Here is a 15,030-nt window from a genome sequence, read left to right on the forward strand (position 1 = left end):
TGTATTATAAAGAAGGTTTTGCGCCGGGACGCTGAGATTCCGGATTCAGCGCCATCATACAATTACGGATAATAGCTCTTTTTGCCAGATCTATTTTAAAATCGTTGTTTTCATACCCTTTCGCACCTTCGAGAATAATATCCGCAGCAGCGGCAAAATGCTCTCTTAAAGGTTCTTTGTCTTTTAGGAAATATTCGGCCTCCATAATACGCCACGGTTTATGCGCCACGCCGCCAAGTGCAATTCTGGCTTCTCTGATAATGCCGTTTTCCAGATCTAAACCTGTTGCTACAGACACTAAAGCGAAGGAATAAGACGCTCTGTCACGTAATTTTAAGTACGAATAATTATTGGCAAAACCCATTTCAGGCAAATCAATTCCGGTAATTATTTCGCCTTGTTTTAAATTATTATCCAGATCCGGCGTATCTCCCGGAAGTCTGTGAAAGGTTTTAAAATCCAGAGTTCGGTCGCCTTCAGGACCCGTAATATTCACTACGGCATCTAAAGCCGCAAGCGCCACGCACATATCTGATGGAAAAACAGCAATACAATTATCACTCTGCCCTAAAATGGCGTGAATTCTATTATATCCTTTTATCGCCGAACATCCTGAACCGGGTTCGCGCTTATTACAAGGTGTGTTGGTATCATAAAAATAATAACATCTTGTGCGCTGTAAAAGGTTTCCGCCATTGGTCGCCATGTTTCTGATTTGTGCCGATGCTCCTGCAAGTATCGCTTTAGATAGTAACGGATAACGATCTTCAATAATGGGATGATACGCCGTTTCAGCATTGGTAAGCAATGCGCCAATTCTAATCCCGCCATTATCAAGCGCAATAACCGAATGATTATCCATAACGGGATTTATATCTACAAGCTTTTTTGCCGTGGTGACAAAATATTTTAAAAGGTCATTTATATTTGTTCCTCCCGCAACAATTTTATTTCCGGAATCATTGCTGAGTTCAGCAACTGCCTGACCTATGTCGTTTGTTTTTATGTATGAGAAATTATTCATGGTAGCTTTCCTGTTTTTTAACTTTCATAATTGCATCGATTATACCTTTACTGGCACCACATCTACAAAGATTTCCGCTCATTAATTCCTGAACCTCTTCTCTGTTTTTTGCCTTATTTTCATTCAGCATTCCAATCGCACTGCATATTTGTCCGGGTGTGCAATAACCGCATTGAAAAGCATCACATTCAATAAATGCCTGTTGTACAGGGTGCAGATTTTCGCCATCGGCAACGCCTTCAATTGTTGTTATTTGTGCACCGTCTTTCATAACCGCAAGCGTTAAACAACTTAGTACCCGTTTCCCGTCGACCAAAACCGTACAAGCGCCGCATTGCCCGTGATCACAGCCTTTTTTTGTTCCTGTAAGATCTATTTTTTCCCGAAGCGCGTCAAGCAACGAAACCCAGGGCAAAAGGTGGAGATGATGAGCTTGTCCGTTTACATTTAATACTATTGCGTGAGTTTCATTTGTTTGCATGGCGTATTTATTTAGTTCGTACTATATTTAAAATCAAGAAATCAGGCTTTCTCAGAATCTACTTTAAATGACTCCATATCAATAACATATCTAAAACGAACTTCTTCGTCCTTGATCTTATCAAATGCCTTATTGATATCTTTAATATCGATCATTTCTACCTGAGGTAAAATATTATGTTCTGCACAAAAATCAAGTACTTCCTGAGTTTCAGCAATTCCGCCAATTAAGGAACCGGCAACAGATCTTCCAAATTTTGCGACTTCCATATTATTGGTTGGTGATTTATAAGGTCCTAATAAACCAACAGTTACAATGGTTCCTCTTGGTGCTAAAAGACTGATGTAAGGCGTAATATCAAAACTTTCAGGAATAGTAACCAGTAAAAAATCAAACGATGTTTCCTTAGCTTTCATTGCTTTTTCATCTTCAGAAATCAAGACATCATCAGCACCAAGTTCAAGTGCTAACGACCGTTTTTCTTCTTTGGTCGTAATCGCAGTTACCTTTGCTCCCATTGCTCTGGCAATCATAACGCCCATATGCCCTAAACCGCCTATACCAATAATTCCTACCGAATCACCGGATTTTACTCCCCAATGTTTTAACGGAGAATATGTAGTAACACCGGCACATAAAATTGGCGCAGCTGCGGAATATTTTAAGGTATTTGGAATACTCAAAACAAAAGAATCTTTGACAACGATATGGGTAGAGAATCCGCCAAAAGTATTATAATCAGAACCGTCAGGTTTAAAATATCCGTTGTAGGTCATGGTTTGCGCCACTGGTCCAAGGCAAAATTGTTCCTCGCCATCCTGACAGGATTTGCATTCCTGACAAGAATCAATCATGCAACCCACTCCTACTATATCGTTTACAGAAAATTTCGAAACTCCGCTTCCGGCTTCAATTACTTTACCTATAATTTCATGTCCGGGAACACAAGGATATATTGTATTATTCCAGTCGTTATTGACCTGATGAATATCTGAATGGCAAACACCACAGTACAAAATTTCTATTAAAACTTCGTCAACTTTTGGTTTATATCTTTCTATTTCAATAGGTTCTAAAGTTTTTCCTCCAAAAATATTTCCTGATGCCCCGTATGCTTTGGTAACAAATTTTTTAGATTCGTCGTAAATGATTGTATCGCTCATAATTCAATTTTAAGATTTGTATTTTATTTTCTACAAATGAGCAACATTACACTCATTTACAGTCGATTAAAATTACTTGACAACAATCGTTTTATTTTATATTATTCAATCTTATTCTTACAGGAATCCAATTAGGATGATTTTTAGGCTCTGGAAAATTGAAAGGCGATACTTGGATTTTTTTAAACACATAGAAACATAGGATATTGTAAACTAAAAAAGGCGTTTCACTTTACAGTAATTCTCATAGCTATGTGAAAGAAACTTGTTTCTCATTTATAATCTTTTAAACTATGAAATCTATGTTTCTATGTGTTAAATGTTTTTTTATGTGAGAATATTAAAAAATAATATTATTGTAAATAAAAACCGTTTTTATCCGCGTTTTTACGAAGTAAATCTTTTATCCGCGTCAAAATTAGACGCTGATTTTACTGATTCGCTAAAGCGAAAACGCTGATAAAAACGGATTTTTCTATTTACTTCATTGAATAACTGTTAAGTAAATTTTATAGATTTTGCCTTAATTTAATGACATTGCCCCATGCTTCGCAACTATGTGAAAGAAACACATTTCTTTAATAATCTTTTTTAATCTATGTTTCTATGTGTTAAATGTTTTTTATCTAAGAATTAATCAATATGCATATTTTTTTAACACATAGAAACATAGGATATTGTAAACCAAGGAAGGCGTTTCACTCTACATTAATTCTCATAGCTATGTGAAAGAAACTTGTTTCTTTAATACAATCTTTTTTAAACTATGAAATCTATGTTTCTATGTGTTAATTTTTTTTTATCTGAAAATAATTAAAAATAAAAACCGTTTTTATCCGCGTTTTTACGAAGTGAATCTGTTTTATCCGCGTCAAAATTACACGCTGATTTTACTGATTGGCTAAAGCGAAAACGCGGATAAAAACGGATTTTCTAACTTATTTATGGATTAAACTATTCAGTATTTTTATAAATTCCCCCTTAACTTAATGACCTTGCTCAATGCTTGCGAACTATGTGAAAGAAACTTGTTTCTCTAATACAATCTTTTTTAAACTATGAAATCTATGTTTCTATGTGTTAAAAAATTATACATTCTAAAAACTTTTGAAAACAAGAAAGCTCTTTACAATAAGATTTCTTAAATTTGAGATAATCCAATTCTCTTACTTCTACAAAGAGATTATTAAACGTTTCAAGCCAATACTATGAATACAATTCCCGCTGAACAAAACATAGAAACCACCAAAAAAATATTACCCATAATTCTGGCAACTTCTATTTTTATGCAAATGCTGGATTCTACGATTCTAAATACTTCAATCACATCGATTGCCAGAGATTTACATGAATCACCACTTGAAATGCAAAATGCAATTATTAGTTATGTATTAACGCTGGCACTTTTTATGCCCGTGAGCGGATTTTTATCAGATAAATTCGGAACCCGAAGAATCTTTATTTTCGCTTTGTTTTTATTCAGCATTGGATCATTATTATGTGCGCTTTCGCAGAGTTTAACGCATCTGGTAATTGCGCGCGTTATTCAGGGAATTGGCGGAAGTTTAATGACGCCCGTTGGGAAACTGGCACTTATTAGAACATTTCCTAAAAATGAATTATTAAAAGCCATGAATTTTGCGATCATTCCTGCATTAATTGGTCCCGTTTTAGGACCGCTTGTTGGAGGTTATATGGTAGATTATTTATCGTGGCACTGGATATTTCTCATCAATATTCCGTTTGGGTTAATTGGAGTACTACTAAGTTTAAAATACATGCCGGATTACAAATCGCCCATTATCGATTTTGATTTAAAGGGCTTTTTGATTTTTGCTGCTGCTTCGCTCCTATTATCAATTTCATTGGAATTATTTGGCAATACCGTTCGCGTTTCGCCTGTTTTATTGATTTTAATGGGAGGATTTTTAATGTTGTATTGGTATTATCGCCACGCCATAACAGATAATAATCCTATTTTTCCTTTGAATTTATTTAAGGTCAGAACGTTTCGAGTTGGGATCATTGGCAATTTAGCAACACGTTTAGGATTCAGTTCCATTCCGCTTTTACTCCCTATGATGATCCAGATTGCTTACGGACAATCGGCAGTTACATCAGGCTGGATTGTGGCGCCAATGGCATTGACGGCAATGTTTGGAAAATCTGCCGTAATAGGAATTTTAAATAAATTTGGTTATCGTAAAACTTTAATGGTCAATACCTTTATTATTGGAGCTTTAATTTGTGCTTTAGCGATTCCGTCCATTCATACTTCCATTTACTGGTATGTTCCCATCATTTCGGTTTTGGGATTTTTTAACTCGATTCAGTTTACATCGATGAATTCGATTTCTATTGCCGATTTAAGAGTGTATCATACCAGCAGCGGGAATTCATTAGTTTCTGTTAATCAGCAATTAGCGATAGGTTTCGGGATTGCTTTCGGACTTTTGGTACTTAAAATATTTCAGGGCGATGTAAAATTAATTCATAACGAAATCCACAATGCATTTCGCTATACTTTTCTGGTCGTAGGTTTCTTAACGATCTTATCAGGTTTTGTTTTCAGACGATTGCATTTTAAAGATGGTGATAATTTAAAATCTGCCAAATAAATTATCATAACCATTATTTTCCTGATCTAAATTGAAAATATAACAATTTTTAACTTTTCAAGTGTCAATTTTTCTATTCTAAAATTTGCTTAAACGTTTAACTTAATTATATTTGCATTTAGAAATCGATATAGTGAAAAGAATTTCCATAAAAGATGTAGCCTTAAAAGCAGGCGTTTCGATCGCCTCAGTTTCTTATGTACTTAACAATAAGATTGATAGCCGCATTGGAAAAGATACTATTGAGAAAGTGAAAAAAGCCGCGGAAGAACTTAACTATCGCCCCAACAACGTTGCCAAAAGCCTCAAAACTCAACGAACGCATATTATAGCACTTATTGTAGCCGATATTGCGAATCCTTACTTTTCGCAAATAGCCCGAATTATTGAAGATGAAGCCAATAAAATGGGATACACCCTATTAATAGGAAGCTCTGATGAAAATGCAGAAAAATTTGAAAGCCTGATCAATATGTTTTGTGACCGTCAGGCGGATGGATTAATCATTGCGCCGGTTGAGAATACAAAACCCTGTTTGCAAAAATTACAAAAACAAAAAATTCCTTTTGTATTGATTGACAGGCATTTTCCAGAAATCGAAGCTGATACTGTTCAAATCAACAACTACGACATTAGTTATCAGGTAACTGAACATCTGATAAATAATAACTATAAAAACATTCATCTTGTAGCTTATAAAACGCATCTTGAACATTTGTTACAAAGAACTCAGGGGTTTACAGATGCCTTGAAAAAGCATACTTCTGAAAAAAATAATGTCCTGAACATCAATAAGGACAACATCGATCAGGATATTAATACTTGTTTTGAAGATGTATTTAAAAATTCAAAAAACAAACCCGATGCCCTATTTTTTACCAGCAATAAACTTGCCGTTTCCGGACTTAAAAAAATCATGAAAATGGGATTAAATATTCCGCAGGATGTTGCTGTCGTAGCTTTTGATGAAACCGAAGCGTACGAACTTTTTGCCACGCCATTAACTTTTGTGAGACAACCGCTTGCTGCGATAGGAACAACAGCAGTAGAAATTTTACACAATAAAATTGCAGATCAATTAGCACCATTACAACACATTGTATTAAATGCTGAATTGCATATTAACCAATCTTCGCAACCTCAAATTAGCTAACTTTTTTTATTTACCAATCTGCTTAAACGTTTAATCAAAAATATAAACAATCATGAAACAACTAACTAAACCGTCTGTATTTTGTTATGGAGAAGTATTATGGGATATTTTCCCTGAAGGAGCGCGTGCCGGAGGAGCACCATTTAATGTAGCGTACAATTTAATGCGAATGGGTATTGACGCGCACATGATCAGCCGTGTAGGAAATGATAAACTTGGAACTGATCTTTTGGCTCAATTAACAGATTGGAACATCAGCACGAAAGAAAGCCAAATCGATCTTATCAATCCTACCGGAACTGTAATTGCGCATATCGACGAACATAACGAAGCGCATTATGATATTATCCAGCCTGTTGCTTGGGATTTTATCGAATTCAGAAAAGATTATATGAAAATAAGCAGTGCTTCGGCATTTGTATTTGGAAGTTTGATTACACGAAATGAAGTTTCAAGAAATACTTTATTCGAATTACTGGAAGTTGCCAAATTCAAAGTTTTTGATGTCAACATTCGTCCGCCTCACTATTCGATTCCGGTTATAAAAGAGTTGCTTTACAAAGCCGACTTAGTCAAAATGAACAAAGCCGAACTCCGATTAATCCTTGATTTTTTAAACAAAGATTATACTAGTGAAGAGGACGGAATTCGTTATATCCAGGACACTTTTACTATCAATGAAGTTTTGATCAGCAAAGGCAGTAAAGGTGCGGTTTATTATAATGGAGAACAGCATTATGAAGCACCGGCAGTTCCCGTAACCATTCAGGATACAGTAGGAAGCGGTGATGCATTTTTAGCCGGATTTTTATCTAAAAGAATACTAAATACTGATCCTGTGGAAATTATGAATCAGGCAACGGCACTTGGTGCTTTTATCACTTCAAAAGAAGGTGCTTGTCCCAATTACTCCTGGAGCGATTTTGAATCTTTCAGAATAAAAAATGACGTTCACGGAAAAATATTTAACGAATAATAAGAATCGAAAATGAAATCTGAAGCTAAATTCACCGAAAAAAAATATACGATTACCCTAATATTTGTCATCTCTCTTTTTTTGTTCTGGGCAATCGCCATTACGATGGGCGATGTACTGAACAAACACTTCCAGAATGTATTGCACATCAGTAAATCCGAATCCGGTTTGGTGCAATTGTCCATTTTTGGCGCGTATGCCATTATGGGGATTCCCGCAGGATTATTCATGAAAAAATATGGTTATAAAAAAGGCGTTTTGCTGGGTTTGGCACTTTACGCACTTGGCGCATTTCTATTTGTTCCGGCGGCGCAAAACGAATCTTTTTCGTATTTCAGGATTGCATTGTTTATTCTGGCGTCAGGACTTGCAACGCTTGAAACCGTTGCGCATCCTTTTGTGGCTTCACTTGGCGATGAACGAACCAGCGATCAGCGAATTAATTTTGCTCAGTCTTTTAATGGTTTGGGCGCTATAATTGGACCTTTGTTAGGAGGATTTTTCATCCTGAATACAACAGGCGCAGACGGATTAGAATCAGTTAAAACCTTGTACATGGTTATTGGTTTTGTGATACTTGCGATAGGTATTGCATTTTGGTTTGTAAAAGTTCCTGCGTTGAAAAATGCGCATGGCGGGACTGAACAAGATACAAATGAAACTGAACATCAAGATGTTATTGTTAATGCGCCATTATACCGCCAGCGTCATTTTATGTGGGCAGTTGTCGCACAGTTTTTTAACATAGGCGCTCAAGGCGGAACCTGGGCTTATTTTATTAATTATGGTGTGGAAAAAACAGGTCTTGCCGATAATCAGGTGGCGTATTATTTCTCGCTAAGTATGGCAATGATGATGATTGGGCGTTTTATAGGTACTTTTTTAATGCGTTATATTGCACCTAACAAATTACTCGCAATCTATTGTCTGGCAAATATTGTGCTGTGTCTCGTGATTTCTCAAAGTTTCGGGTGGATTTCGTTTATCGCACTGATTATGCTGAACTTCTTTTTAAGCGTCATGTACCCAACAATCTTCAGCCTCGGATTAAAAAAACTCGGAAACAAAACAGAACAAGCTTCGTCATTTCTGGTAATGGCAATGTTTGGCGGCGCGGTGTTCCCTCCTATTATGGGATTTGTAGCCAATACTAATATTGCTTATGCTTATTTATTACCAATTATTTGCTATCTGGTAATCTTTTTATTCGCCGTAAAATACTCCAAACCTAAAACTCTCGGGATTAGTGACAAAACAACTTCTCCGAATTTAATTTAATACCACAGCAAAATGAAAATCAAACTTGGTGCTTCTCTCCTTTCCTGGATTACTCCCAACTGGACTGCAGAAGCCGGACATTATGCCATAAAAAAAACAGCGCAAACGGGTTTTGATCTGATCGAAATACTATTGCCCACTACTATGGAATTTGATTCCGAAACTGTAAAAAAGCAGTTGAAAGAAAATAAACTCAATGTTGCCTGTTCGCTAAATCTCCCAAAAGAAGCTCATATTCCGTATTATCCTAAAGCGGCTTTGGAACTTATTTGTAAAGCATTAGATAAAACCGCTGCTGTTGAAAGTACTTTTTTAGGCGGCGTTTTACATAGCGGTATTGGCGTTTTTACAGGAAATCCTGTTACAGCTTATGAGAAAGAAATTGTAATAAATGTTTTAGGAGAAGCCGCACTTTATGCTCAAAAATCAGGCATTACAATTGGTATTGAACCTATAAACCGTTACGAAAGTTACGTTTGTAATACTGCCGCAAATGTTTTAGAAATTATTGATAAAACGACTGCTCCCAATCTTGCCGTTCATCTGGATACTTTTCACATGAATATTGAAGAAAACAACTTTTATGATCCGATTATCGCGTCGGGAAAAAAGCTGAAACATTTGCACATCACCGAAAGTAATCGCGGAATGCCGGGTGAAGGAACGGTGAATTGGGACGCACTTTTTAAAGGTTTACGAGACATTAATTTTGAGGGAAATTTGGTTCTGGAAAATTTCTCGTCATCAATAGAAGGAATGCAGCAAGCGGTTTCGTTATGGCAGACTTCGCCTCATAATGCAGAGGAATTAGCAATTGGAAGTCTGCATTTTATGAAGGAGAGAATAAAGGATTTGCAGTAATCTGCTAGCTAGTTCCCAATATCATTAAGTTAAGTTTTTTTTAATAATTTTAAGTAATGCGATCCAAATGGAAATGTGCCGTTAGGCACTAAATATTGGTAGTTAATTATAGATTTCACATATGTTGGCGTGCCGTAGGTACGCAACAAAATGATCACTATTGCGTATCTAGATACGATAAATTTATTCCGGTTCCTGTTAACTACCAATATGTAGTACCTAACGGCATAAATTGCAGACTTTCAAATCTTGATTGGATATGAATAATATGATTGTTGATTTTAAGCTGTTTAAACATCTAAATCAAAAAGCATTAGTCAAAATCCTAACTTAATGACATTGTAGGCGCGAGCGCAATATCATTAAATCAAGCTTTTTTTTGAAAATTATGATAATGCGATCAGAGTTTAAATGTGCCGTTAGGCACTACATATTGGTAGTTAAGATAGATTTCACATACATTGGCGTGCCGTAGGTACGCAACAAAATGATCTCTATTGCGTACCTACGGCACGCTAAATTTATTCCGGTTCCTGTTAACTACCAATATTTAGTGCCTAACGGCACAAATTGCAGACTTTCAAATCTTGATTGGATGTGAATAATATAATTGTTGATTTTAAGCTGTTCAAACATCTAAAATCAAAAAGCACTAGTCAAAATCCTAACTTAATGACTTTGCAGGCGAGAGCGCAATGTCATTAAATTAAGCTTTTTTTTTGATAATTTCATCAATGCGATCAAAGAGTTTAAATGTGCCGGTAGGCACTAAATATTGGTAGTTAATATAGATTTCACATACGTTGGCGTGCCGTAGGTACGCAACAAAATGATCACTATTGCGTATCTACGATAGGCTAGATTTATTCCGGTTCCTGTTAACTACCCATATTTAATGTCTAACGGCACAAATTGCAGGCTTTCAAATCTTGATTGACATGATTAATATCCTTTTTAATTTTAAGCTGTTCACACATCTAAAATCAAAAGCATTAGTCAAAATCCCTAACTTAATGACATTGCGGGCGAGCATTCCGCTGTTGCCTAAAATCAAACTCAGCAATAAGAACCTTCAAATTAAAAATGATTTCATAGTTTTTGTGTAATTTGTATTTTCAACCTATATTTTATATTGAAAATAAGCATCTTTGCATCTTGATAAATAATTGTATTAATGATAAAAATTACACCTGAATTATCTTTTCCATTAACCGATGTATTATTTTCTTTTGCACTGCAATCTGAAGCGGCGGCTGTTTTTGACGCCCATAATGCGCTGATTACCGGAATAGGAAAAGTAAATGCCGCTTATGAATTAACAAAAGAAATTCAGCGAAAACGGCCCGCATTAATTGTGAATCTGGGATCTGCGGGAAGCAGTCATTTCCAGAAAGGTGATGTTATTTGCTGTACTAAATTTATTCAGAGAGATATGGATGTGAGAGGTTTAGGATTCGAATTATATGAAACTCCCCTTTCTGATTTACCCGTTATTCTGGAATATGGTTTAACAATGGATAACTTACCAATAGGCATTTGTGGAACAGGAGATAATTTTGAAATGGGACACGCCGTCAAAATATACGATGTTGTCGACATGGAAGCTTATGCGCTCGCTATGATCGCCATGAAAGAGAATATTCCGTTTTTGTGTTTAAAATATATTTCAGACGGAGCTGATGATAATGCTGCTGATGACTGGATTATTCAGGTTCATAAAGCTGCTGTAGCTTATGGAACTATTTTAGGTTTGAGTACCATATAGGTTTAGGCAGTCTTATTCTAAAAAGTCCACATGTTACCTTATTCTATTATTTAAATGACTTTTAAAGGTAATTTAAACGATGATTTTAGTTTTGTTTTACTGGTAATATTAACAACCAAACAAAATTAAATAATGAAAATCAGAATTGTAAAAGGAACAATAACAAAAACCACAGGTGGAAATCATAATATTTATTCTAATGGAGATATTATCTACAATGCGGGTGGTTTTATTAATGAATATGCCGAGAATGGTTTTGTTTACGGAGATCCCGAAGATGCTCCATTACCAAAGTTTTTTGATCGCATCATAAATGTAAACGGACATTTTTATAATAAAGATGGTAGTTTTGAAGGTAAATTAAATGAACCTGATTTTGAAGGAAGGGTAGATGACGTTTACGTTTGTGATGGAAAATCGACTAAAAAAGATAAAAATGGAAATGATGTTTTGACTTATAACAATACCAAATTACTGAAAGAGAATGAGGTAAATATAACGCATGAAAAGTTTATAATCTTAACTTCTACGGTTTATGGGGAGAGTAGTTTTCCTTATTTTAAGAAGGACGATGAAATTTTAAAGTTCGAAATGCTTTCTCTTGCGAGTGTCAATTATAATTATAAAGAAACTGCATTTGGTGAAAACAGTACCGCAGCAAAAGATTTTAGAAGTAAAACTCTTGAAGAAAGAAATGATACAAAGATGCAACTTGCAATACTTGGGGTGATTAATGCATTGACAGGAGGGAAAGATTATAGTAATGGAGCACGTTACTGGGATGGGAAAGAACAAGCTCTTTATTCAGCAGATGACAATAGACTTCGAGATCCTGATGAAAAATATATTATTCATATGAATACTAGAGGTTGGAATATATTAGATGAACATTACAAAAGCTGGAAAGAAGCTATTGGAAGTTCATTTCAAGCTCCACAAATGAAATATTCTCCATCTGGTGTTAATAAAGGTAAAATAACTTATGAGTCTACAGCGGTTTGGGGGAGAACTATATTTTGGAAGGACGTTAAATATGTTCAAGAAACTAAAAAATAATACGATGAGGGTACTTTTATTAATTACTTATTTCCTTACGTACATCTGTAATGCACAAGATCAGAATGTAAAAGTTACTATTAATAATAGGAATAATTATTATTTCATTAAAGAAAAACTTATAGCTATAGTGTCATCAAAAAATGATTCGATTTCTTTTAAATATAAAGATACTTTATTACTAAAAGTGGAGAAATATAAACTAGGTAAATTAATAAGTGAAGCGGATTTTATTTATGATTCGGATAATATAATAGCGGACGACTATACATTTTCAGAAGACTACTACGACTATTACGAGAAATTTCAAACAAAAATACCATTTATTAATAAATATAAAATGTTAGATGACGATTTTTATTATATCGATGCCATTTTGGATAAAGTAAATTGGGAAAATTACAATCCCGACAAAAAATTAAAATCTGCATATAATATAAGGTTTAAATTAGATATAGGTGTTTCTAATGCTAAATTTTCTCCTTTTGCATATGGGACAACAATAAGAGAAATTAAATTATATGTTGTTGCTAATTTTTTAAAAGAAATGAATGCTGATTTTATTGATAATCCAAGTGGAAAACAGGTAAAGTATAAGAAATATTATCATTACGATAATCAAGGAAGACTAGTTTTAACTAAAACTATAAATTCAAGTTTAGGAAAAATTGAAAATCAAGAAAAATTTGAATATAAAAGTTGGCAGTAAACTAAAAGGGTTGATAAAAAATACTTCGTTAAAATGAGAAATAATAAATTTTTAGTTTGCCTAATATCTCTTCAAGTATTGTTTTCTTGTACGCCTACGTACACAAAGAAAATAGATATACAATATCAAGATTTCAATATTATAGATGAAAAATGCAAAAAAGAATATGGAGGAAGTTTCACTTTTGATAAGATAGAAATTTCAAATTATTATTACATAGAACATAAAATTGGGTTTAATCCAGCTAGAAATACAATTGATTCTATTGCCATAGTTGTACCTAAACAATTTAACATGTTTAGGTATGATACGAATTGCAATATTAATGATACAGATAAAAATTTGCTGGTAATAACCTCAAGCAAAAGTAAAGAATTCTTTGCTTACGATAAAATAATATCTAATGAATCAATGTTACAAGGAGAAGAACTATTATTAGAATCAAAAACAGGATTTATTATTCAAGGTGACTGGGGACATTCAAATAAAAAATTCACTAACGTGTATGTCAATTTTTACCAAAATAACTTTTTTATAGACAGTATCAGAATTCAGTCAGATGGTAAAGAACAATACAATAAAATCAAGACTTTCAAAAAAAGTAGTTTTAAATTAAAGAATTACACAAATAAAGAAATCAATTCTTTGATTGAGTTATGGAGCAAAAAGTGAGATGAATAAATAGTAACATTTAAAATAAAATATGATGTAAACTTATTCGTCTAAACGCCGTAATACAAAAAACCTCCACAATCAATTGATTTTGGAGGTTTATAATTTTCAATCTAATACAAAATCAAGGAATTAACTTCTGATTTCTTAAGTCTGTAAACAAATCTAAAAAGGAATCTTTTGTACTTGTAAATGCCGTAAATCCTAGTTTTCTGCTTTTCGAGATATCTGTCATTACTTCAAGCGGACGACTAAGATCAAGATCTGTGTGCCATGCTGACGCTAATTGATTTAAATCTGATTCTGCTAAGTTTTGGTCTTTTGCAATTTTTGTCCAGATGGCTTGTTTCTCGTTTAATCGTGTTTCAAGTGGTTTTATTTCGCCATTATATCCTTCAAAATCAATTTCGAACCATTCTGCTATTTTTGGCCAAAGCCATTTCCAACGGAAAACATCACCGTTTGTGATATTAAAAGCCTCATTATGAGCCATTTTAGTTGTTGCAGCCCATATTATTTGGTCGGCTAAAATTTTAGCGTCGGTTACATCAGAGATTCCGTTCCATTGTTCAGCTGATCCCGGCCAGATGAAAGGAAGTCCTTCGTGTTTGCAAATACTGGCATAAACGGCTAATGTACTTCCCATATTCATGGCGTTTCCTACCGCATTTCCTATCAAAGTATGAGGGCGGTGAATGTTCCAGGTAAATCCGTCTCGAGAAGCCGCCGTGTACACTTCATCTTCCTGCGCATAATAAAAATTAGGTAAATCTAATCTTGGCATTTCTTCTCTTAACGGAGTTTCCGGCAACGTTCCTGCTTTGGCGTAAGCATCAAATGGTCCCAGATAATGTTTTAAACCTGTAACCAATGAAACATGTATTACTGATTTTTTAGGAGATAAAACGTCCAGTAAGTTGCGAATCATTGCACTATTTATTCTGATATTTTCCTCCTCGGTATCGTTTCGCATCCAAGTTGTGAAAAAAACATGTGTTGGCGCAACATCATTTAATGCCGTAGTCAAAGAATCTGTGCTCAATAAATTAGCAGCAATGGAATGTAATCCTCCGATATTGTTTTTTGGGTTTCTTGAAAGTCCAAAAACTTTCCATCCCTGTTCTATTAATTTTGTAGCAAGATTGCTTCCGGCAATTCCGGTTGCGCCTACAACTAAGGCAATATTTCCTTCTGTAGAAAGTGTCGTTATTTTTTCAGTATCCATAATATGATTATTTTTTCCAAAATTACTTCTAAAACAAGCTTCAAAAAGA

13 protein-coding genes are annotated in these 15,030 nt (G+C 34.6%); 9 read left to right on the top strand and 4 right to left on the bottom strand.

The genetic code is table 11. From position 1 onward, the window contains the following. Nucleotides 1-4: 4 nt before the first annotated feature. The 3 genes from ACHRVX_RS23460 to ACHRVX_RS23470 are packed head-to-tail and all read right to left on the bottom strand — an operon-like array spanning nt 5 to nt 2,668. Nucleotides 5-1,024 (bottom strand): FAD binding domain-containing protein, encoded by a 1,020-nt coding sequence (locus ACHRVX_RS23460; protein WP_395336938.1) that lies wholly within the window; start codon nt 1,022-1,024, stop codon nt 5-7. Beyond that, nucleotides 1,017-1,505, bottom strand: coding sequence for a (2Fe-2S)-binding protein (locus ACHRVX_RS23465; RefSeq protein WP_395336940.1), 489 nt, complete (start codon nt 1,503-1,505; stop codon nt 1,017-1,019). Before ACHRVX_RS23465 ends, ACHRVX_RS23460 begins: the two co-directional genes overlap by 8 nt. A 41-nt stretch (nt 1,506-1,546) precedes the next feature. Beyond that, the gene (locus ACHRVX_RS23470; RefSeq protein ID WP_395336942.1) at nt 1,547-2,668 is read right to left on the bottom strand and encodes an NAD(P)-dependent alcohol dehydrogenase; all 1,122 of its coding nucleotides are present in this window, start codon (nt 2,666-2,668) and stop codon (nt 1,547-1,549) included. Nucleotides 2,669-3,876: 1,208 nt separating this feature from the next. Here ACHRVX_RS23470 and ACHRVX_RS23475 point away from each other — a divergent pair. The 9 genes from ACHRVX_RS23475 (at nt 3,877) to ACHRVX_RS23515 (ending at nt 13,756) form a co-directional block, all read left to right on the top strand. Beyond that, nucleotides 3,877-5,286, top strand: a complete 1,410-nt coding sequence (locus ACHRVX_RS23475; protein WP_395336944.1) for an MFS transporter — start codon at nt 3,877-3,879, stop codon at nt 5,284-5,286. A 133-nt stretch (nt 5,287-5,419) separates the two neighbouring features. Continuing rightward, nucleotides 5,420-6,439, top strand: a complete 1,020-nt coding sequence (locus ACHRVX_RS23480) for a LacI family DNA-binding transcriptional regulator (RefSeq protein ID WP_395336946.1) — start codon at nt 5,420-5,422, stop codon at nt 6,437-6,439. A gap of 52 nt (nt 6,440-6,491) precedes the next feature. After that, nucleotides 6,492-7,415: a carbohydrate kinase gene (locus ACHRVX_RS23485; RefSeq protein ID WP_395336948.1), complete on the top strand. Its 924-nt coding sequence runs from the start codon at nt 6,492-6,494 to the stop codon at nt 7,413-7,415. Between the two features lie 12 nt (nt 7,416-7,427). Further along, nucleotides 7,428-8,693 carry a sugar MFS transporter gene (locus ACHRVX_RS23490; protein ID WP_395336951.1) on the top strand — a complete coding sequence of 422 codons (1,266 nt, stop codon included), beginning with the start codon at nt 7,428-7,430 and terminating at the stop codon, nt 8,691-8,693. A gap of 12 nt (nt 8,694-8,705) precedes the next feature. Further along, nucleotides 8,706-9,554, top strand: coding sequence for a sugar phosphate isomerase/epimerase family protein (locus ACHRVX_RS23495; RefSeq protein WP_395336953.1), 849 nt, complete (start codon nt 8,706-8,708; stop codon nt 9,552-9,554). 1,174 nt (nt 9,555-10,728) lie between these two features. Next, on the top strand, nt 10,729-11,319 hold the full coding sequence (locus tag ACHRVX_RS23500) for a nucleosidase (protein WP_395336956.1): 591 nt from the start codon (nt 10,729-10,731) through the stop codon (nt 11,317-11,319). Nucleotides 11,320-11,451: 132 nt separating this feature from the next. Beyond that, nucleotides 11,452-12,375 carry a hypothetical protein gene (locus tag ACHRVX_RS23505; protein WP_395336958.1) on the top strand — a complete coding sequence of 308 codons (924 nt, stop codon included), beginning with the start codon at nt 11,452-11,454 and terminating at the stop codon, nt 12,373-12,375. Between the two features lie 4 nt (nt 12,376-12,379). Next, entirely contained in the window at nt 12,380-13,084 is a 705-nt protein-coding gene (locus tag ACHRVX_RS23510) for a hypothetical protein (protein ID WP_395336960.1), read from the top strand. Between the two features lie 33 nt (nt 13,085-13,117). Further along, on the top strand, nt 13,118-13,756 hold the full coding sequence (locus ACHRVX_RS23515) for a hypothetical protein (RefSeq protein WP_395336963.1): 639 nt from the start codon (nt 13,118-13,120) through the stop codon (nt 13,754-13,756). 124 nt (nt 13,757-13,880) lie between these two features. On the opposite strand, the gene ACHRVX_RS23520 is transcribed toward ACHRVX_RS23515, so the two are convergent. Next, the gene (locus ACHRVX_RS23520; RefSeq protein WP_395336965.1) at nt 13,881-14,981 is read right to left on the bottom strand and encodes an SDR family oxidoreductase; all 1,101 of its coding nucleotides are present in this window, start codon (nt 14,979-14,981) and stop codon (nt 13,881-13,883) included. Nucleotides 14,982-15,030: the final 49 nt, after the last annotated feature.

Origin of the sequence: Flavobacterium sp. FlaQc-47, from assembly GCF_044006475.1 — a bacterium.
Taxonomy (GTDB): domain Bacteria; phylum Bacteroidota; class Bacteroidia; order Flavobacteriales; family Flavobacteriaceae; genus Flavobacterium.

Bases quoted from the DNA above. Each gene is read 5' to 3' on its own strand.
- ACHRVX_RS23500 (WP_395336956.1), top strand. From the start codon at position 10,729: ATGATAAAAATTACACCTGAATTATCTTTTCCATTAACCGATGTATTA.
- ACHRVX_RS23505 (WP_395336958.1), top strand. From the start codon at position 11,452: ATGAAAATCAGAATTGTAAAAGGAACAATAACAAAAACCACAGGTGGA.
- ACHRVX_RS23515 (WP_395336963.1), top strand. From the start codon at position 13,118: ATGAGAAATAATAAATTTTTAGTTTGCCTAATATCTCTTCAAGTATTG.
- ACHRVX_RS23520 (WP_395336965.1), bottom strand. From the start codon at position 14,981: ATGGATACTGAAAAAATAACGACACTTTCTACAGAAGGAAATATTGCC.
- ACHRVX_RS23510 (WP_395336960.1), top strand. From the start codon at position 12,380: ATGAGGGTACTTTTATTAATTACTTATTTCCTTACGTACATCTGTAAT.
- ACHRVX_RS23475 (WP_395336944.1), top strand. From the start codon at position 3,877: ATGAATACAATTCCCGCTGAACAAAACATAGAAACCACCAAAAAAATA.
- ACHRVX_RS23470 (WP_395336942.1), bottom strand. From the start codon at position 2,668: ATGAGCGATACAATCATTTACGACGAATCTAAAAAATTTGTTACCAAA.
- ACHRVX_RS23460 (WP_395336938.1), bottom strand. From the start codon at position 1,024: ATGAATAATTTCTCATACATAAAAACAAACGACATAGGTCAGGCAGTT.
- ACHRVX_RS23490 (WP_395336951.1), top strand. From the start codon at position 7,428: ATGAAATCTGAAGCTAAATTCACCGAAAAAAAATATACGATTACCCTA.
- ACHRVX_RS23485 (WP_395336948.1), top strand. From the start codon at position 6,492: ATGAAACAACTAACTAAACCGTCTGTATTTTGTTATGGAGAAGTATTA.
- ACHRVX_RS23465 (WP_395336940.1), bottom strand. From the start codon at position 1,505: ATGCAAACAAATGAAACTCACGCAATAGTATTAAATGTAAACGGACAA.
- ACHRVX_RS23495 (WP_395336953.1), top strand. From the start codon at position 8,706: ATGAAAATCAAACTTGGTGCTTCTCTCCTTTCCTGGATTACTCCCAAC.